Source organism: Pseudomonas sp. E1MeOHC2 (genome assembly GCF_058745025.1).
In genome coordinates, this window is sequence record NZ_CP196675.1 from 529,535 (window position 1) to 547,349 (window position 17,815).

16 protein-coding genes are annotated in these 17,815 nt (G+C 60.3%); 2 read left to right on the plus strand and 14 right to left on the minus strand.

Annotation, left to right across the window (positions count from 1 at the left end; genetic code table 11):
• The first annotated feature begins 8 nt into the window (after positions 1 to 8).
• Positions 9 to 320: a hypothetical protein gene (locus ACSSU5_RS02310; RefSeq protein WP_264312325.1), complete on the plus strand. Its 312-nt coding sequence runs from the start codon at positions 9 to 11 to the stop codon at positions 318 to 320.
• A gap of 67 nt (positions 321 to 387) precedes the next feature.
• Here ACSSU5_RS02310 and ACSSU5_RS02315 read toward each other — a convergent pair whose 3' ends face one another.
• The 11 genes from ACSSU5_RS02315 to sdhC all read right to left on the minus strand — a co-directional run bounded on the left by ACSSU5_RS02315 (position 388) and on the right by sdhC (position 14,443).
• Positions 388 to 1,137: a DUF599 domain-containing protein gene (locus ACSSU5_RS02315; RefSeq protein WP_492560508.1), complete on the minus strand. Its 750-nt coding sequence runs from the start codon at positions 1,135 to 1,137 to the stop codon at positions 388 to 390.
• Between the two features lie 222 nt (positions 1,138 to 1,359).
• Entirely contained in the window at positions 1,360 to 2,673 is a 1,314-nt protein-coding gene (gene brnQ, locus ACSSU5_RS02320; RefSeq protein ID WP_492560509.1) for a branched-chain amino acid transport system II carrier protein, read from the minus strand.
• Between the two features lie 439 nt (positions 2,674 to 3,112).
• The gene (sucD, locus tag ACSSU5_RS02325; RefSeq protein ID WP_264312322.1) at positions 3,113 to 3,997 is read right to left on the minus strand and encodes a succinate--CoA ligase subunit alpha; all 885 of its coding nucleotides are present in this window, start codon (positions 3,995 to 3,997) and stop codon (positions 3,113 to 3,115) included.
• Positions 3,997 to 5,163, minus strand: coding sequence for an ADP-forming succinate--CoA ligase subunit beta (sucC, locus tag ACSSU5_RS02330; protein WP_008091914.1), 1,167 nt, complete (start codon positions 5,161 to 5,163; stop codon positions 3,997 to 3,999). The genes sucD and sucC overlap by 1 nt, the downstream gene beginning before the upstream one ends.
• Before the next feature lie 172 nt (positions 5,164 to 5,335).
• Positions 5,336 to 6,772, minus strand: coding sequence for a dihydrolipoyl dehydrogenase (lpdA, locus tag ACSSU5_RS02335; protein WP_492560510.1), 1,437 nt, complete (start codon positions 6,770 to 6,772; stop codon positions 5,336 to 5,338).
• 93 nt (positions 6,773 to 6,865) lie between these two features.
• Positions 6,866 to 8,083 carry a 2-oxoglutarate dehydrogenase complex dihydrolipoyllysine-residue succinyltransferase gene (gene odhB / locus ACSSU5_RS02340; protein WP_492560511.1) on the minus strand — a complete coding sequence of 406 codons (1,218 nt, stop codon included), beginning with the start codon at positions 8,081 to 8,083 and terminating at the stop codon, positions 6,866 to 6,868.
• 42 nt (positions 8,084 to 8,125) lie between these two features.
• Positions 8,126 to 10,957, minus strand: coding sequence for a 2-oxoglutarate dehydrogenase E1 component (locus ACSSU5_RS02345; protein ID WP_264312319.1), 2,832 nt, complete (start codon positions 10,955 to 10,957; stop codon positions 8,126 to 8,128).
• Between the two features lie 245 nt (positions 10,958 to 11,202).
• Positions 11,203 to 11,907 (minus strand): succinate dehydrogenase iron-sulfur subunit, encoded by a 705-nt coding sequence (locus ACSSU5_RS02350; RefSeq protein ID WP_008091906.1) that lies wholly within the window; start codon positions 11,905 to 11,907, stop codon positions 11,203 to 11,205.
• A gap of 11 nt (positions 11,908 to 11,918) precedes the next feature.
• Complete coding sequence (gene sdhA, locus ACSSU5_RS02355) at positions 11,919 to 13,691, minus strand: succinate dehydrogenase flavoprotein subunit (protein ID WP_027592875.1); 1,773 nt, start codon at positions 13,689 to 13,691, stop codon at positions 11,919 to 11,921.
• 3 nt (positions 13,692 to 13,694) lie between these two features.
• Positions 13,695 to 14,063, minus strand: coding sequence for a succinate dehydrogenase, hydrophobic membrane anchor protein (gene sdhD, locus ACSSU5_RS02360; protein WP_027592876.1), 369 nt, complete (start codon positions 14,061 to 14,063; stop codon positions 13,695 to 13,697).
• On the minus strand, positions 14,057 to 14,443 hold the full coding sequence (gene sdhC / locus ACSSU5_RS02365) for a succinate dehydrogenase, cytochrome b556 subunit (protein ID WP_077068487.1): 387 nt from the start codon (positions 14,441 to 14,443) through the stop codon (positions 14,057 to 14,059). The genes sdhD and sdhC overlap by 7 nt, the downstream gene beginning before the upstream one ends.
• A 351-nt stretch (positions 14,444 to 14,794) precedes the next feature.
• Between sdhC and gltA the strand changes: the two genes are divergently transcribed.
• The gene (gltA, locus tag ACSSU5_RS02370) at positions 14,795 to 16,084 is read left to right on the plus strand and encodes a citrate synthase (protein WP_264312318.1); all 1,290 of its coding nucleotides are present in this window, start codon (positions 14,795 to 14,797) and stop codon (positions 16,082 to 16,084) included.
• A gap of 171 nt (positions 16,085 to 16,255) precedes the next feature.
• Here gltA and ACSSU5_RS02375 read toward each other — a convergent pair whose 3' ends face one another.
• The 3 genes from ACSSU5_RS02375 to ACSSU5_RS02385 all read right to left on the minus strand — a co-directional run bounded on the left by ACSSU5_RS02375 (position 16,256) and on the right by ACSSU5_RS02385 (position 17,756).
• On the minus strand, positions 16,256 to 16,861 hold the full coding sequence (locus ACSSU5_RS02375) for an START domain-containing protein (RefSeq protein ID WP_492560512.1): 606 nt from the start codon (positions 16,859 to 16,861) through the stop codon (positions 16,256 to 16,258).
• 33 nt (positions 16,862 to 16,894) lie between these two features.
• Positions 16,895 to 17,149: a YkgJ family cysteine cluster protein gene (locus ACSSU5_RS02380; RefSeq protein WP_033699278.1), complete on the minus strand. Its 255-nt coding sequence runs from the start codon at positions 17,147 to 17,149 to the stop codon at positions 16,895 to 16,897.
• Between the two features lie 130 nt (positions 17,150 to 17,279).
• Positions 17,280 to 17,756 (minus strand): hypothetical protein, encoded by a 477-nt coding sequence (locus ACSSU5_RS02385; RefSeq protein WP_492561299.1) that lies wholly within the window; start codon positions 17,754 to 17,756, stop codon positions 17,280 to 17,282.
• Positions 17,757 to 17,815: the final 59 nt, after the last annotated feature.

Consider the following 17,815-nt stretch of genomic DNA (forward strand, 5'->3'; position numbering starts at 1 on the left):
ACACACCCATGCGTAAACCTTTTGCTTTTGCTCTGATGCTGGCTGCTACCCTGGGCCTGGCCGCTTGCGATAAAGCGAGCGAAGACAAAGCCCAGGACGCACAGCAACACGCCGAGCAAGCCCAGGAAAAAATGGGCGAAGCTCAGGATAAGATGAACGAAGCCGCCAAGGAAAACGCCGAAGCCGCCAAAGCTCAGGCCGAAGCGCAGCAGAAGGCCGCCGAAGAAGCCGCTCCGGCAACTCCGGCTCCGGAAGCCGCCCCGGCCACTCCAGCGCCAGAAGCTGCACCTGCTACTCCGGCCGAACCTGCCAAGCAGTAATCGGTCTGTACAAAAAAACCCGACATTGTCGGGTTTTTTTGTACCTGCGGTTTAAAGATTAAACGTTTCAGGTGCCAGAAACGGAACTGTCTTTCGGGGTATCCATCGGCGCACTTTCCGTGGGTGTGAACACCATCACATCCAACACATCGGAATGGAACTCCCGGCGGTAGAGAATCAGCACTACGCCGACACTCATGGCCATGAACAACCACGGGCTAATAAACCAGCTCAACAGGGCCATACCGAAATAATACGAACGCAGCCCAAAGTTGAACTGGTTGGCCGCAAGCGACAGCACCCGCGCTGCGCGCGAGGCGAATGCCTTGCGCTCCAGTTCATTGACCAGCCGCTCACCAATCATCGGCGCGGACCCCACCAGCACCGACGCGAAGTTGTACTGGCGCATGCACCAACTGAAGGTGAAAAAGGCATACACGAAGACTGTCGCCAGGCACAGCAACTTGATTTCGGACATACCCTGGGACGTCTGTTGCACCAGTGGTAGGTCGGCCAGCAGCGACAAGGCCCGGTCCGAGGCGCCGAGCACGGTAAGAATGCCGGCCAGGATAATCAGGGTACTGGACGCGAAAAACGAGGCGTTACGCTCCAGGTTGCCGATCACGCTGGCATCGGCGATGCGGTTGTCGCGCAACAGCATCCGCCGCATCCAGTCTTCGCGGTACAAGTGCAGCACGCTGGCCAGGCAAGCGGTGTCGCGGCCCTTCCAGATGGCATAGCGGGTGTAGCCGCCCCAGCAGGCTGCGAACCAGCAGATTGCCAGCAGGTTGTTGAGATTGCTTTGAATGAAGTTCATGCAGGGTTCCCGAAGGCCAGGTGCACAAAGAATAGAGACCGGATTTCGACGTCTGCAATCGGCAAAAGGCACACCACCCCCACGATTTGTGCCGCGTCGCGAACCTGCTCGCCAAACAGGCAACAAAAAACCCCGTATCCATTGGAATACGGGGTTTCAGGTGTAAACCTCTGGCGGGCACCCTACGGCTTGTGGCCGGTGCAGCCCTCGGGCCTCAACCTATCAAGCCAGCGCTTCGCGCGGCTTGCCCAACATGCGGTCGCACACCACGGCAGCGCCCAGGGTTACCACCGAAGGCACCAGCCAGGCCAGGCCCTGATCACTCAACGGCAAGTGCGCCAGGAAGTCCGGCAACACGTTGGCAATGCTGCTGCCCTTGATCGCATCGACCATACCGAACACCAGCGACACCAGCATGACCGGCGCGAGAATGCGCGTTGGCGAGTTCCACAGATCCTTCACGAAGCTCAAGCCCACCACCACGATGCAGGGTGGATAGATCGCCGTAAGCACCGGGATCGAGAACATGATCAGCTTGGTCAGGCCCAGGTTGGAGATCACCAGCGAGAACCCAGCCAGGATCACCACCAGTGCACGATACGACAGCGGCAGAACCTGGCTGAAGTACTCGGCGCACGCGCAGGTCAGGCCCACCGCAGTCACCAGGCAGGCCAGCGCGATCAGCACGGCCAGGAAGCCACTGCCCAGCGAACCGAAGGTGTGCTGCACATAGGCATGCAGTACCGCCGCACCGTTGGTGGCGTCAGCCGCGATATCGTGGCTGCCGGCACCCAGGCGGAACAGGCTGATGTACACCAGCGCCAGGCCCACACCGGCGATAAGGCCGGCGATGATGGCGTAGCGGGTGATCAGCTTAGGCGATTCGACACCCCGCGAGCGGATGGCATTGACGATGACGATACCGAAGACCAGCGCACCCAGGGTGTCCATGGTCAGGTAGCCATCGGAAAAGCCCTTGGAAAACGCAGCAGCCGCATAGGCAGGTTGCGCTTCACCAATGGTGCCGGCAGGCAGCGCGAACGCGGCGATACCGAGCACGGCCAGGGCGATGATCTTCAGCGGCGCGAGGAAGCGCCCCACGGTATCGAGCAGCTTGCCCGGATACATGGACACCGCCAGCACCACGATGAAGTACACCAGGCTGTAGATGAACAGTGCCAGCGGGCTTTCACCGGTCAACGGCGCCACACCCACTTCGAACGACACGGTCGCGGTACGCGGCGTGGCGAACAGCGGGCCGACCGACAGGTAGCACACGGCCGCCAGCAGGCCACCGAAGAACTTGCCGATTGGGCTGCTCAAGGCATCCATGCCACCACCGACCTTGGCCAGTGCGACCACGGTGATCACCGGCAGGCCCACCGCAGTCACCAGGAAGCCTAGGGCAGCCATCCACACGTGCGGGCCAGACTGCAGACCGACGATAGGCGGGAAGATGATATTGCCGGCGCCCACGAAAAGCGCAAACGTCATAAAGCCAAGTGCCAGGATATCCTGGCCTTTTAAAACTTTCATTTGAGGTAGTACCACACTGCTGAAATCGGGATTCGAGAGGGGATTTCCCTATGGATGAGGGAAATGCTGCCCGGCTTGGTGAGCCAGACCCGTTTAGCGTGTCGTTCCCTTTTGGGGGACGGGCACAGAGTGAACGCGTAGATTAACTGTTTTGACAGTTAAACGCACTGGCACAGTGCTGCTTGTCCGATGTGCGTATGTGTTTGTCGTCTGTGTGACCGGGGACGGGGTAATTATCGCAGGGGTATGGAAAGTGTCTGTGTGAAAAGCCCTATCAAACCTATCGAACATTCTTTGTTGCCTGTACTGGCCTCTTCGCGGGCAAGCCCGCTCCCACAGGTTCAGTGCACGCGAAGAGGCCAGCACAGCAGAAACACAATCCCAACAACGACAAAGGCCACCCGAAGGTGGCCTCTGTGCGCGTGGGGGGTAAAGCGTATTACTTCTTGGCTTCCCAGCCAGTCAGCTCGGCCAGGGCCTTGCCGATGTCAGCCAGCGAACGCACGGTTTTCACACCCGCGTCCTGCAGCGCAGCGAACTTCTCGTCCGCAGTGCCTTTGCCGCCAGAGATGATGGCGCCGGCGTGGCCCATGCGCTTGCCCGCAGGTGCAGTCACACCGGCGATGTAGGAAACGACAGGCTTGGTAACGTGGGCCTTGATGTAGGCCGCGGCTTCTTCTTCAGCCGAACCGCCGATCTCACCGATCATGACGATCGCTTCGGTCTTCGGGTCTTCCTGGAACAGCTTCAGGATATCGATGAAGTTGGAGCCTGGGATCGGGTCACCGCCGATGCCGACGCAGGTCGACTGGCCGAAGCCGGCGTCGGTGGTCTGCTTGACCGCTTCATAGGTCAGGGTGCCGGAACGCGACACGATACCGACCTTGCCTGGCAAGTGGATGTGACCTGGCATGATGCCGATCTTGCACTCGCCCGGGGTGATGACGCCTGGGCAGTTAGGGCCGATCAGGGTAACGCCCAGCTCGTCGCACTTGACCTTGGCATCCAGCATGTCCAGGGTAGGAATGCCTTCGGTGATGCAGACGATCAGCTTGATGCCGCCGAAGGCCGCTTCCAGGATCGAGTCTTTGCAGAACGGAGCCGGAACGTAGATGACCGAAGCGTCAGCGCCGGTCACTTCCACAGCTTCCTTGACGGTGTTGAACACCGGCAGGCCCAGGTGGGTGGTGCCACCCTTGCCTGGGGTGACGCCGCCGACCATCTTGGTGCCGTAGGCGATGGCTTGTTCGGAGTGGAAAGTACCCTGCGAGCCGGTGAAGCCCTGGCAGATAACTTTGGTGTCTTTATTGATCAGGACGCTCATTACTTGCCCTCCGCAGCTTTGACAACTTGTTGAGCAGCGTCGGTCAGGCTGGTTGCCGCAATGATGTTCAAACCGCTTTCTGCCAGTACTTTAGCGCCCAGTTCGGCGTTGTTGCCTTCGAGGCGAACAACAACTGGAACTTTAACGCCGACTTCTTTCACTGCACCGATGATGCCTTCGGCAATCATGTCGCAGCGAACGATGCCGCCGAAGATGTTGACCAGAACGGCCGCGACATTGCTGTCGGACAGAATGATCTTGAAGGCTTCGGTAACGCGCTCTTTGGTAGCACCACCACCTACGTCGAGGAAGTTGGCTGGCTTGCCGCCGTGCAGGTTGACGATGTCCATGGTACCCATGGCCAGGCCGGCACCGTTGACCATGCAGCCGATGTTGCCTTCCAGGGCCACGTAGTTCAGCTCGAAGCTGGCAGCGTGGGCTTCACGAGGATCGTCCTGGGACGGGTCGTGGAAGGTTTTCAGCTTAGGCTGACGGTACATGGCGTTTGCGTCGATGTTGATCTTCGCATCCAGGCAGTGCAGGTCGCCGTCGGCCTTGATGACCAGCGGGTTGACTTCCAGCAGGGCCAGGTCGTGTTCTTTGAACAGCTTGGCCAGGCCTACGAAAATCTTGGCGAACTGAGCAACTTGCTTGCCTTCCAGACCCAGCTGGAATGCCAGTTCACGACCCTGGAACGGCTGAGCGCCGACCAGCGGATCGATAGTAGCCTTGATGATCTTCTCAGGAGTTTCGTGAGCAACTTTCTCGATGTCCACGCCACCTTCGGTGGAGGCCATGAACACGATGCGGCGGCTCGAGCGATCGACTACAGCGCCCAGGTACAGCTCTTTGGCGATGTCAGTGCAGGATTCGACCAGGATCTTTGTCACTGGCTGACCGTTGGCGTCGGTCTGGTAGGTTACCAGACGCTTGCCCAACCATTGCGCAGCGAACGCCTTGGCGTCTTCCTTGCTGCGAACCAGCTTGACGCCGCCCGCTTTACCGCGACCACCTGCGTGAACCTGGGCTTTTACAACCCACTCGGAACCGCCGATCTTGTCGCAAGCTTCTGCTGCAGCTTCAGGGGTGTCGACTGCGAAACCCTTGGAAACTGGCAGGCCGTATTCAGCGAACAGCTGCTTACCCTGATACTCGTGAAGATTCATGCTTTTTACCGTCTTCGTTAGGTACTGCGCTTCGGCGCTGCGCCATTGCTGGCGCCGCACCACCTGTGACCGTTAACCCCGGGTTTTCCCGTGTAGTTCGATCCGGCGAACTTTCCGCGGTGAGTCATGCACGCAAGACTCACGACGGGCAGCCCGCCGTGGTTTCTTATAATTAACGCTTCTTACGGTTGGCCACGTGAATGGCGCCGCCATTCACTGCCAGCGCTGCTTCATGCAACGCTTCGGACAGGGTTGGATGGCTGAAGACCATCATGCCCAGGTCCTCGGCACTGGTGCCGAATTCCATTGCGATTGCGCCCTGCTGTACCAGCTCGGCAGCCGATGGGCCAATCACGTGCACACCCAGTACGCGGTCGGTCTTGGCATCGGCGATGACCTTGACGAAACCACCGGTGTCGTTGGCCGCCATCGCACGGCCGCTGGCCGCGAACGGGAAGGTGCCTACGTTAACCTCAACACCCTCTGCCTTCAAGGCTTGTTCGGTCTTGCCGACCCACGCGATTTCCGGGTGGGTGTAGATAACCGAAGGGATCAGGTCGTAGTTCATCTGGGCTTTGTGGCCCTTGATGCGCTCGACAACCATGATGCCCTCTTCCGAGGCCTTGTGGGCCAGCATCATGCCGCGTACCACGTCACCGATGGCGAACACGCCCGGAACGCTGGTAGCGCAGTGATCGTCGACGAAAATGTAGCCACGTTCGTCGATGGTCACGCCGCTGTCGGAGGCCAGCAGGTCAGTGGTTACCGGACGACGGCCGACCGCGACGATCAGCTTGTCGAAGGTGATCTTCTGTTCGCCTTCGGCGTTGGTGTAGGTGACTTCGACTTCGTTGCCGTTGACTTTCGAGCCGGTGACGCGAGCGCCCAGCTTGATGTCCAGGCCTTGCTTGGTCAGGGTCTTCTGGGCTTCTTTCGAGACAGCGGCGTCGGCAGCCATCAGGAAGGTGTCCAGGGCTTCCAGGACGGTGACTTCAGCACCCAGGCGAGCCCATACCGAACCCAGCTCCAGGCCGATCACGCCAGCACCGATAACGCCCAGACGCTTGGGAACCGATTGGAATTCCAGGGCGCCGGTGGAGTCGACGATGACGTTCTGGTCGACCGGAGCCGGCGGAATGTCGATCGGACGCGAGCCGGAGGCCAGAATCACGTTGTCGGCTTCGATGATTTCGGTGGTGCCGTCAGCCTTGGTGACTTCGACTTTCTTGCCAGCCAGCAGTTTGCCGTGGCCCTGGATCGAAGTAACGCCGTTGGCCTTGAACAGGGTGGCAACGCCACCGGTCAGGTTCTTGACGATGCCGGCCTTGCGGCCAACCATCGCGGCGACGTCCATCTTCACTTCGCCAGTGGAGATACCGTGGACGTTGAAGCTCTCTTTGGCTTCCTTGTACTTCCAGGAGCTGTCCAGCAGCGCCTTGGATGGGATGCAACCTACGTTCAGGCAGGTGCCGCCCAGGGCCAGTTTGCCCTCGGCGTCGGTGTATTTCTCGATACAGGCAGTCTTCAGACCAAGTTGGGCAGCCTTGATGGCAGCCACATAGCCGCCAGGACCTGCACCAATCACCACTACGTCGAATTTCTGGGTCATAAAAGATTCCTTATCAGCTACAAGCTACAAGCCGCGAACCGCGCGGCCCCGCCTCTTTCGAGGCCAGGCGCCGAACGGTACGCAGCCAGAGGGTTAGATGTCCAGCAGCAGGCGAGACGGATCTTCCAGCAGGTTCTTGATGGTGACCAGGAAGGTTACCGCTTCCTTGCCGTCGATCAGGCGGTGATCGTACGACAGCGCCAGGTACATCATCGGGCGGATGACCACTTGGCCGTTGATGGCCATCGGACGCTGGATGATGTTGTGCATGCCGAGAATGGCAGCCTGCGGCGGGTTGACGATCGGGGTCGACATCATCGAACCGAAGGTACCACCGTTGGTGATGGTGAAGGTGCCGCCGGTCATTTCTTCGATCGACAGTTTGCCGTCACGGGCCTTCTTGCCGAAGGTAGCGATGCCGTTCTCGATTTCAGCCAGGCTCATCGACTCGGCGTTACGCAGTACCGGAACCACCAGGCCACGGTCGCTGGAGACAGCAACACCGACGTCGGCGAAGCCGTGGTAGACGATGTCGTTGCCGTCGATCGAGGCGTTGACAGCCGGGAAACGCTTCAGCGCTTCGGTGGCGGCCTTGACGAAGAACGACATGAAGCCCAGGCGTACGCCGTTGTGGGTCTTCTCGAACAGGTCCTTGTACTTCGAACGCAGGGCCATGACTTCGGTCATGTCGACTTCGTTGAAGGTGGTCAGCATCGCCATGTTGGACTGGGCTTCGACCAGGCGCTCGGCGATCTTGGCACGCAGACGGGTCATCGGCACACGCTTCTCGGTGCGATCGCCAGCGGCGGTCACAACCGGGGCAGCGGCAGCGGCAGGCTTGGCAGCCGGTGCAGCAGCAGGTGCGGACTTCTTGTTGGCAACTGCAGCCACCACGTCTTCCTTGGTGACGCGACCGCCTTTGCCAGTGCCGGCAACGGTAGCCAGGTCGATACCGTTCTCTTCAGCCAGCTTGCGTGCGGCTGGAGCAGCAACCGGGTCGTCTTCGCCAGCGTCGGCGGCAGCGGCAGCCGGGACAGCAGCGGCCGGAGCAGCAGCAGGTGCAGCGGCAGCGCCACCTTCAACGATCGAACCCAGTACTTCGTCGGACAGGACGGTGTCGCCCTCGCCTTTGACGATGTCGCCCATCACGCCATCGGCGGTGGCCAAGACTTCCAGGACGACTTTGTCGGTCTCGATGTCGACGATCAGCTCGTCACGCTTGACGGCTTCGCCCGGCTTCTTGTGCCAGGTGGCAACGGTGCCGTCGGCAACCGATTCCGGGAAGGTTGGGGCTTTGATCTCGATAGCCATTATCAGTGTTTCCTTAAATTCGGTTTCAAGTGCGCGAAGGCGTTAAACAGTGAAGGCGTCTTGCAGCAGTTTTTCCTGCTGTTCGGCGTGCTTCGAAGCGTAACCACAGGCTGGCGCGGCAGACGCGTCGCGGCCGGCGTATTCCAGGACCAGCGCCTTGTTGTGGCGGCCCAGGATACGGCGCATGTGGTGCTGACTGCTGTACCAGGCGCCCTGGTTCATGGGCTCTTCCTGACACCAGACGGCATGCTTGAGGTTGGTGTACGGCGCCAGGATTTCGACCAGGTCGTCTTCCGGGAACGGGTACAGCTGCTCAATACGCACGATGGCGATGTCTTCACGGCCTTCGGCACGGCGTTTTTCCAGCAGGTCGTAGTAGACCTTGCCGCTGCACAGCACCAGGCGTTCAACCTTGGCCGGATCCAGGGTGTCGATTTCCGGGATCACGGTCTGGAACGAGCCTTCTGCCAGGTCTTCCAGGGTCGAGATGGCCAGCTTGTGGCGCAGCAGCGACTTAGGCGTCAGGACGATCAGCGGCTTGCGCAGCGGACGGATGACCTGGCGACGCAGCAGGTGGTAGATCTGTGCCGGGGTGGTCGGTACGCAGACCTGGATGTTGTGCTCGGCGCACAGCTGCAGGTAACGCTCCAGACGCGCGGAGGAGTGCTCCGGGCCCTGACCTTCGTAGCCGTGTGGCAGCAGCATGGTCAGACCGCACAGACGGCCCCACTTGTGCTCGCCGCTGGTGATGAACTGGTCGATCACCACTTGCGCACCGTTGGCGAAGTCGCCGAACTGAGCTTCCCAGATCACCAGCGCGTTCGGCGTGGTGGTCGAGTAGCCGTATTCGAAGGCCAGTACCGCTTCTTCCGACAGGAAGGAGTCGTACAGGTCGAAGCGCGGCTGGCCTGGGAACAGGTTCTGCAGCGGTACGTAGGTGCTGGCGTCCTTCTGGTTGTGCAACACCGCGTGACGGTGCGAGAAGGTGCCACGGCCGATGTCCTGGCCGGTCATGCGGATCGGGTGACCCTCGAACTGCAGGGTGGCGTAGGCCATGGTCTCTGCATAACCCCAGTTGATCGGCAAGCCACCGGCCTGCATCTTCTGGCGATCTTCGTAGATCTTCGAAACCTGGCGCTGAACGACGAAGCCTTCTGGCAGCTCCAGCAGCTTGGCCGACAGGTCCTGCAGGGTCTTGAGGTCGAAACGGGTGTCGTGACGCGCGGTCCAGGCGTGGCCCAGGTACGGACGCCAGTCGACGAACAGCTCGCGGTTCGGCTCCTTGACCAGGCTCTTGACCACGTGCAGGCCGTTGTCCAGGGCGTTGCGGTACTCGTCGATCTTGGCCTGAGCGCGCTCGGCGTCGATGCGACCGGCCTGGATCAGTGCCTCGGCATACAGCTCACGGGTGGTGCGCTGCTTGCTGATCTGCTGATACATCAGCGGCTGGGTACCGTTCGGCTCGTCGGCCTCGTTGTGGCCGCGACGACGGTAGCAGACCAGGTCGACGACCACGTCACGCTTGAACTGCATGCGGTAATCGATGGCCAGCTGGGTCACGAACAGCACGGCTTCCGGGTCATCACCGTTGACGTGCAGGATCGGCGCCTGAATCATCTTGGCGACGTCGGTGGCGTACTCGGTGGAACGCGCGTCCAGCGGGTTGCTGATGGTGAAACCAACCTGGTTGTTGATCACGATGTGCACGGTACCGCCGGTCTTGAAACCGCGGGTCTGCGACATCTGGAAGGTTTCCAGCACCACGCCTTGGCCGGCAAATGCAGCGTCACCGTGGATCGAGATCGGCAGCACCTTGTCGCCGACGGTGTCGTTGCGACGGTCCTGACGGGCGCGCACCGAGCCTTCAACCACTGGCGAGACGATTTCCAGGTGGGACGGGTTGAACGCCATGGCCAGGTGAACTTCGCCACCGGTGGTCATCACGTTCGAGGAGAAGCCCTGGTGATACTTCACGTCACCGGAGCCCAGCTCGTTCATCTTCTTGCCTTCGAACTCGTCGAACAGCTCGCGCGGGTTCTTGCCGAAGGTGTTGACCAGCACGTTCAGACGGCCGCGGTGGGCCATGCCGATTACGACTTCTTTAGTGCCGTAGGAGCCGGAGCGCTGGATCATTTCGTCCAGCATCGGGATCAGGCTTTCGCCGCCCTCCAGGCCGAAACGCTTGGTGCCTGGGTACTTGGTGCCCAGGTACTTCTCAAGGCCCTCACCGGCTGTGACGCGCTCAAGCAGGTGAGCCTGCACGTCTGCGGAAAACTCCGGACGGCCGCGCACGCTTTCGAGGCGCTGCTGGAACCAGCTGCGCTGCTCGGAATCGACGATGTGGGTGAACTCGGCGCCAATGGTGCGACAATATGTCTTCTGGAGCGCCTCGAAGATCTCGCGTAGGCTCGCTTCCTCTTTGCCGATGAACAGGTCGCCGGCACGGAAGGTCGTATCAAGATCGGCATTGGTCAAGCCGTAGTGATTGATCGACAGGTCTACGGGCGCTGGGCGCTGCCACAACCCCAACGGGTCGAGCTTGGCAGCCTGATGGCCGCGCATACGATAGGCCTGGATCAGTCGCAGAACTTCAACCTGCTTCTTCTCGTGTTCACTGCTCACGCTCCCGGCGGATACCGGTTGGGCGCGGCGCTGGTTCTTTGCCAGCAGTACGAAATGGTCGCGGATTGTCGAGTGCGATACATCAGTAGCGGTGCTGCCGTCGGCTGGCAACTTCTGGAAGTAAGTGCGCCACTCTTCTGGCACAGCGTTAGGGTCGTGCAGGTAGAGCTCGTAGAGCTCTTCCACATATGCAGCGTTACCACCTGAAAGGTGGGCGCTTTCCCACATGCGCTGCATCACGCTTTCTTGCATGCTTGGTCACCCTCGGTTAGGGGACTGATCGGCGAGAGCCACAGCAAACCTGGAAAAGTCCGAACACAGCGACTGAACCACGCCACTTGGATCTTGCTGATTTTCCGGGTACCAGCCCGGAAAGCCCCTGCTGGTCTCATATCTTCATAGGTATCGAGCGCGGGCTTTGTGGGCCCTTGCTCAGGTTTACCTCAGTGCGGGCTCACCACCCGCACCTCGGCTTACTGCAGTTACAACGCTTTGAATCAGGTGCCGCTTTGCAGCAGCATGTTACGTACGTGACCGATTGCCTTGGTCGGGTTCAGACCCTTCGGGCAAACGTTGACGCAGTTCATGATCCCGCGGCAGCGGAATACGCTGAACGGGTCATCCAGGGACGCCAGACGCTCCTGGGTCTTGGTGTCACGGCTGTCGGCCAGGAAGCGATAGGCCTGCAGCAGGGCCGCTGGGCCCAGGAACTTGTCTGGGTTCCACCAGAACGATGGGCAGGAGGTCGAGCAGCAAGCGCACAGGATGCACTCGTACAGACCGTCCAGCTTGTCACGCTCTTCTGGCGACTGCAGACGCTCGATGGCTGGGGCCGGCGTGTCGTTCTGCAGGAACGGCTTCACCTTCTCGTACTGCTTGTAGAAGATGCTCATGTCGACGACCAGGTCACGAATGACCGGCAGGCCCGGCAGCGGGCGCAGCACCAGCTTGTTACCCTTGACCACGCCCGACAGCGGGGTGATGCAGGCCAGGCCGTTCTTGCCGTTCATGTTCATGCCATCGGAACCGCACACGCCTTCACGGCAGGAGCGACGGTACGAGAAACCCTCGTCCTTTTCCTTGATCAGCGCCAGCACGTCCAGAACCATCAGGTCCTTGCCGCCGGTATCGACGTCGAACGACTCCATCTTGGGCGCCGAGTCGGTGTCGGGGTTGTAACGATAAACTTCGACTTTCAACATAGCAGCCACCCTTAGTAAGTCCGGATTTTTGGCTCGAAGGCCGGTACGGTCTTCGGCGCAAAGTTGACGCCACGCTTGGCAACGCGCTTCTCACCCGGGTAGTACAGGGTGTGGCACAGCCAGTTCTCGTCGTCACGGTCTTCGAAGTCTTCACGGGCGTGAGCACCGCGCGACTCTTTACGGGCTTCGGCCGCAATGGCGGTAGCTTCGGCAACTTCCAGCAGGTTCTGCAGCTCCAGCGCTTCGATACGCGCGGTGTTGAAGGCCTGGGACTTGTCGTTGATCTTCACGTTGGCGATGCGGTCACGCAGGCCAGCCAGCTGCTCGATACCCTTCTGCATGTATTCGCCAGTACGGAATACACCGAAGTAGTTCTGCATGCAGCTTTGCAGCTCGCGCTTCAGGCTTGCCACGTCTTCGCCAGTGGTACGCTCGTTGAGCTTGTTCAGGCGGTTCAGGGCAACGTCGACATCGGTGTCGCTGGCATCGCGGTACTCGACGCCTTCGGTCAGCGCCTTTTCCAGGTGCAGGCCGGCAGCACGACCGAACACCACCAGGTCGAGCAGCGAGTTACCGCCCAGGCGGTTGGCGCCGTGGACCGATACGCACGCCACTTCACCTACGGCGAACAGGCCTGGGATGATGTGGTCCTTGCCTTCGGCGTCCATGGTGATGGCCTGGCCATGAATGTTGGTGGCAACACCACCCATCATGTAGTGGCAGGTTGGCACGACCGGCACCGGCGCGACCACTGGGTCGACGTGGGCGAAGGTCTTGGACAGCTCGCAGATACCTGGCAGGCGGCTGTGCAGCACTTCCTCGCCCAGGTGGTCCAGCTTCAGCAGTACGTGGTCCTTGTTCGGGCCCACGCCATTGCCGGCGATGATCTCTTTGACCATGGAGCGGGCAACCACGTCGCGGCCGGCCAGGTCTTTCGCGTTCGGCGCGTAACGCTCCATGAAGCGCTCGCCGTGGGCGTTGATCAGGTAGCCACCTTCACCGCGGCAACCCTCGGTGACCAGTACACCGGCGCCGGCAATGCCAGTTGGGTGGAACTGCCACATTTCGATGTCCTGCACCGGCACACCGGCACGCAGGGCCATGCCGACACCGTCACCGGTGTTGATCAGGGCGTTGGTGGTCGAGGCGTAGATACGGCCCGCACCGCCAGTGGCCAGAACGGTGGCCTTGGACTTGATGTACAGGGTTTCGCCGGTTTCGATGCAGATTGCGATCACACCAACGAAAGCGCCGTCCTGGTTCTTCACCAGGTCAACGGCGTAGTACTCGTTGAGGAAGGTGGTGCCGGCTTTCAGGTTGCCCTGGTACAGGGTGTGCAGCAGCGCGTGACCGGTACGGTCGGAGGCGGCACAGGTACGGGCAGCCTGGCCACCCTTGCCGAAGTCCTTGGACTGGCCACCGAACGGACGCTGGTAGATACGGCCGGTTTCGGTACGCGAGAACGGCAGGCCCATGTGGTCCAGCTCGAAGACCGCAGCCGGGCCTTCCTGACACATGTATTCGATAGCGTCCTGGTCACCGATGTAGTCGGAACCTTTGACGGTATCGTACATGTGCCAGCGCCAGTCATCGTTCGGGTCGGCCGAAGCGATGGCGCAGGTGATGCCGCCCTGGGCGGATACAGTGTGCGAACGGGTCGGGAAGACCTTGGTGACTACGGCAGTCTTGTGACCACCTTGAGCCAGCTGCAGCGCTGCGCGCATGCCGGCACCGCCGCCACCAATAATGATGGCGTCGAAGGAAATAGTTGGAATGCTAGCCATGGATCAGATACCCCAGAGAATCTGCACACCCCAGACGAAGTAAGCGAACATCGCAACGCCGCATACCGCCTGGAACAGGAAACGAATCGCAGTTGCCGACTTGCCGAACGCCATCGGCGTCAGGTAGTCGGTGGCAATGGTCCACATGCCGACCCAGGCGTGAGCGCCCAGGGCAACGAGGGCCAGCAGACTGAAGATCCGCATCGCGTTGTTGGAGAACAGACCGTGCCACTGGGCATAGTCGATACCTGGGTGGGCTACCACGTAACCGATCAGGAAGAGGAAGTAAGCCGCGAGAACGACCGCAGAGACGCGCTGTGCCATCCAGTCATAGAGGCCCGAACGCGACAGGTTCGTGACATTGGTTACCATACCCAAACTCCCACCAGAACGATCACCACCACGGAGATGACAATCACGATTTTCGAGCCCAGTTTGCCGCCTTCCAGCGTCTCACCGATGCCCATGTCCATGATCAGGTGGCGAACACCTGCCACCAGGTGATACAGCAGGGCGGACAGCAGGGCCCAGGTCACCAGTTTGGCCAGCGGACTGGTCAGACACGCCTTCACCTCACCGAAGCCTTCCTCGGAACCCAGGGACTTGCCCAATGCATAAAGCATGATGGCCAGGCCGAGGAACAGGATGACGCCGGAGATACGGTGCAGAATGGACGTGTACGCGGTGATCGGGAGCTTGATGGTCCTTAGGTCTAGGTTTACAGGTCGTTGGCTTTTCACGGCTTTTTTCACACTGAAGAGCCCCTAGCGAACAGGGCAAAGTTGTTGGTAAGTGTACTGGTCAGGTACCCACCACCCAGGGAACGGCGACCCCCAGCAGTTCGGGCTTGCAAGCCCCTGGCGGTCGGGTGCCGAGTATAGACAGTTAGGCTGCTTATGACAACGTGATGGGGTAGCCCAAATAGCGCATTGCCTTTAGCCCGCAAAAGGCGTAAATGGGCGAGAATTTCGAGAAAAATCAGGCCTCAGAGCCCGTTTCAACCAGCCTTTAGGCAAATTGACATCTGAATTTATCCCTCTATAGTGGTGCGGGCCCTGCGTGGGGGGTCTGTCTGATGATTTCAAGCATTAATAGGAGGCCACATGGCTGACAAAAAAGCGCAGTTGGTCATCGAGGGCGCTGCCCCCGTCGAGCTGCCCATTTTAACCGGCACCGTTGGTCCTGATGTAATCGACGTCCGCGGGTTGGGGGCCACAGGTCACTTCACCTTCGACCCTGGTTTCATGGCGACCGCCTCGTGCGAGTCGAAGATCACCTACATCGACGGCGACAAGGGTATTCTGCTGCACCGCGGCTACCCGATCGAACAGCTCGCCGAGCAATCGGACTACCTCGAAACCTGCTACCTGCTGCTCAACGGCGAACTGCCGAATGCCGAGCAGAAGGCCCAGTTCGTCAGCACCGTGAAAAACCACACCATGGTTCACGAGCAGCTGAAGTCCTTCTTCAACGGCTTCCGCCGCGACGCTCACCCAATGGCGGTGATGTGCGGTGTGGTCGGCGCCCTGTCGGCGTTCTATCACGACTCCCTGGACATCAATAACCCGCAACACCGCGAAATTTCCGCGGTGCGCCTGGTCGCCAAGATGCCGACCCTGGCCGCGATGGTTTACAAGTACTCCATGGGCCAGCCGATGATGTACCCGCGCAACGACCTGTCGTACGCGGAAAACTTCCTGCACATGATGTTCAACACCCCGTGCGAGATCAAACCGATCAGCCCGGTGCTGGCCAAGGCAATGGACCGGATCTTCATCCTCCACGCCGACCACGAGCAGAACGCCTCCACCTCTACCGTGCGCCTGGCGGGCTCCTCGGGTGCCAACCCGTTCGCTTGTATCGCCGCCGGTATCGCCGCACTGTGGGGTCCTGCCCACGGCGGTGCGAACGAAGCCGTACTGACCATGCTCGATGAAATCGGCGATGTCTCGAACATCGACACCTTCATCGCCAAGGCCAAGGACAAAAACGATCCGTTCAAGCTCATGGGCTTCGGTCACCGCGTTTACAAAAACCGCGACCCGCGCGCCACCGTGATGAAGCAGACCTGCGACGAAGTCCTGCGCGAGCTGGGCATCAAGAACGACCCGCAGCTGGAACTGGCCATGCGCCTGGAAGAGATCGCCCTGACCGATCCGTACTTCATCGAGCGCTCGCTGTACCCGAACGTCGACTTCTACTCGGGGATCATCCTCAAGGCGATCGGCATTCCGACCAGCATGTTCACCGTAATCTTCGCCCTGGCACGTACCGTGGGCTGGATCTCGCACTGGAAAGAAATGCTCTCCAGCCCGTACAAGATTGGCCGCCCGCGCCAGCTGTACACCGGCGAGCAGAAGCGCGACATCGTCTCGCTGAAGGACCGCAAGTAAGCTCATCGAGCCGAACGCAAAAAGGCTGCCCTCGGGCAGCCTTTTTTATTGCCTTTTTTCTGTACCAGCCTCTTCGCGGGCAAGCCCACTCCCAAAGAGGTACCGAAGATTGTGAGGCACTTGTGGGAGCGGGCTTGCCCGCGAAGAGGCCAGAACAAGCAGCACGAAACCTCAGTTTTTCTCAGCCCGCTCACGCAAGGCTTTCAGGGTATTGAACGGCGCATCGACCACGAACTTGTTGGCCACCATCGCCGGCACACTGCCACCCGGCTCGGTGTGCACCTGATAGGTCACTTCTGTAGTGTCGCCCTTGGGCACCAACTTCCAGAAGCCCTCGACTTTCGCCACCCGCACAAACCCCTTCTCGTCCGGGATATAGGCCGGCTCTTCCTTCAGGTTGCGCGTCAGACTGCCATCCGCGTCCTTTACCGTGGTGACACGCAGCACCGAATCGCGCGGCGTCACTGGCCATGGCGTGTTGAACTGGGTGTAGGTCCAGCTCTGGTCGCCTTCACGCTTGAGCAGTTTCTGCGATTTGCACTCGTGGACCCAGGCACAAGCCCCGACCACATCCTCTTGCAGCGCCTGGACCTTGGCCAGTGGCGCCTTGATCACAGTGACACCGCGGTAAGCCTTGTACTTGGAGCCCGCTACCTCACTGAGGGAAACCTTGATCCCATCCTCGTCCTTGGCCACCTGCCAGTTCTCGGCCCAGGCCGCGGGCGCCAGCAACACCCCCATGCCACACAGCAGTGCAATACGCTTGAACGATCTCATCATCTTTATCCTTGTTGTCGAAGATCCAGCCTGTCACGCCGCCGTCATCTGCTCCCACCAGCCGAGAATCCTGATTGCCTCATCGCGATCACTGCCGCACACCTCGACATCCGCCTTGAAACCGCCGCACACCGCCGGGCGCTCGGGCTTGCCGAACAGGTCGCAGAGGTTGTCGACAGTCAGGTGCAGGCAGCGCTCACCCGCCGGCTTGCCATGAGGCATGCGCGGCATTGCAGAGCTGATGGACGGGGCGATGCAGCAAGCACCGCAACCCTCACGGCAATTCATGGCTATTCACCAAAATCAGGTCCCCCTGGAGCAAAACGGGACGAACGTCCCCGGATAGTAACCGCTCAAACGTGCGTTTGAAATTACTGGCCCGATGAAATCTGCCGTGACCCGGCAGTCAGTTCATTGGCTACTGACGGTACTCGAATTCGATCGCCGCCCCTTCCACATCGTGGCGGCTCTCGTTGCGCAATTGCAGCTGCATTTCGTTGCTGATCAATCGGCCGTTGAGCTGGAACGGGCTTTCATTAGCTGGCGGCTTTTCGGTGAACATGGCGGGCAGCAAAGGTTTGCGCCGCGTGGTCGAATTGCCCACATTAGGCTCAAGGTCATTGACCATTTCGACAGGCAGGCTCAGGTCCAGCTTAGGTTTGGGCAGCGGCTTGGCTACCGCCTTACTGACCTGTTTGCTGGCCGGCTTGCGCACAGGCTTTGCCTTGGCCTTGCTGGCAGCCTGCTTGGTCACAGGCTTGGCTGCGGCCTTCTGCACAGGCTTGGTTTGGGGAGCACGCGCCTCTGCAGCAGGCTGTGCAGCCTGGGCCACATTGCTGAAGTGGCAGAGCGGTGCGAGGCAAAAGCTCAGGGCGATACAGCGCAACAGTTTCATGGACATCGACAGTCAGGCTGGGAAAATGCGTATGCTCCCTGTTCCGTCAGCGCCTGGCA

Coding starts and splice junctions, on each gene's coding strand:
- ACSSU5_RS02310 (WP_264312325.1), top strand. CDS start 9: ATGCGTAAACCTTTTGCTTTTGCTCTGATGCTGGCTGCTACCCTGGGC.
- ACSSU5_RS02315 (WP_492560508.1), bottom strand. CDS start 1,137: ATGAACTTCATTCAAAGCAATCTCAACAACCTGCTGGCAATCTGCTGG.
- brnQ (WP_492560509.1), bottom strand. CDS start 2,673: ATGAAAGTTTTAAAAGGCCAGGATATCCTGGCACTTGGCTTTATGACG.
- sucD (WP_264312322.1), bottom strand. CDS start 3,997: ATGAGCGTCCTGATCAATAAAGACACCAAAGTTATCTGCCAGGGCTTC.
- sucC (WP_008091914.1), bottom strand. CDS start 5,163: ATGAATCTTCACGAGTATCAGGGTAAGCAGCTGTTCGCTGAATACGGC.
- lpdA (WP_492560510.1), bottom strand. CDS start 6,772: ATGACCCAGAAATTCGACGTAGTGGTGATTGGTGCAGGTCCTGGCGGC.
- odhB (WP_492560511.1), bottom strand. CDS start 8,083: ATGGCTATCGAGATCAAAGCCCCAACCTTCCCGGAATCGGTTGCCGAC.
- ACSSU5_RS02345 (WP_264312319.1), bottom strand. CDS start 10,957: ATGCAAGAAAGCGTGATGCAGCGCATGTGGGAAAGCGCCCACCTTTCA.
- ACSSU5_RS02350 (WP_008091906.1), bottom strand. CDS start 11,907: ATGTTGAAAGTCGAAGTTTATCGTTACAACCCCGACACCGACTCGGCG.
- sdhA (WP_027592875.1), bottom strand. CDS start 13,691: ATGGCTAGCATTCCAACTATTTCCTTCGACGCCATCATTATTGGTGGC.
- sdhD (WP_027592876.1), bottom strand. CDS start 14,063: ATGGTAACCAATGTCACGAACCTGTCGCGTTCGGGCCTCTATGACTGG.
- gltA (WP_264312318.1), top strand. CDS start 14,795: ATGGCTGACAAAAAAGCGCAGTTGGTCATCGAGGGCGCTGCCCCCGTC.
- ACSSU5_RS02375 (WP_492560512.1), bottom strand. CDS start 16,861: ATGAGATCGTTCAAGCGTATTGCACTGCTGTGTGGCATGGGGGTGTTG.
- ACSSU5_RS02380 (WP_033699278.1), bottom strand. CDS start 17,149: ATGAATTGCCGTGAGGGTTGCGGTGCTTGCTGCATCGCCCCGTCCATC.
- ACSSU5_RS02385 (WP_492561299.1), bottom strand. CDS start 17,756: ATGAAACTGTTGCGCTGTATCGCCCTGAGCTTTTGCCTCGCACCGCTC.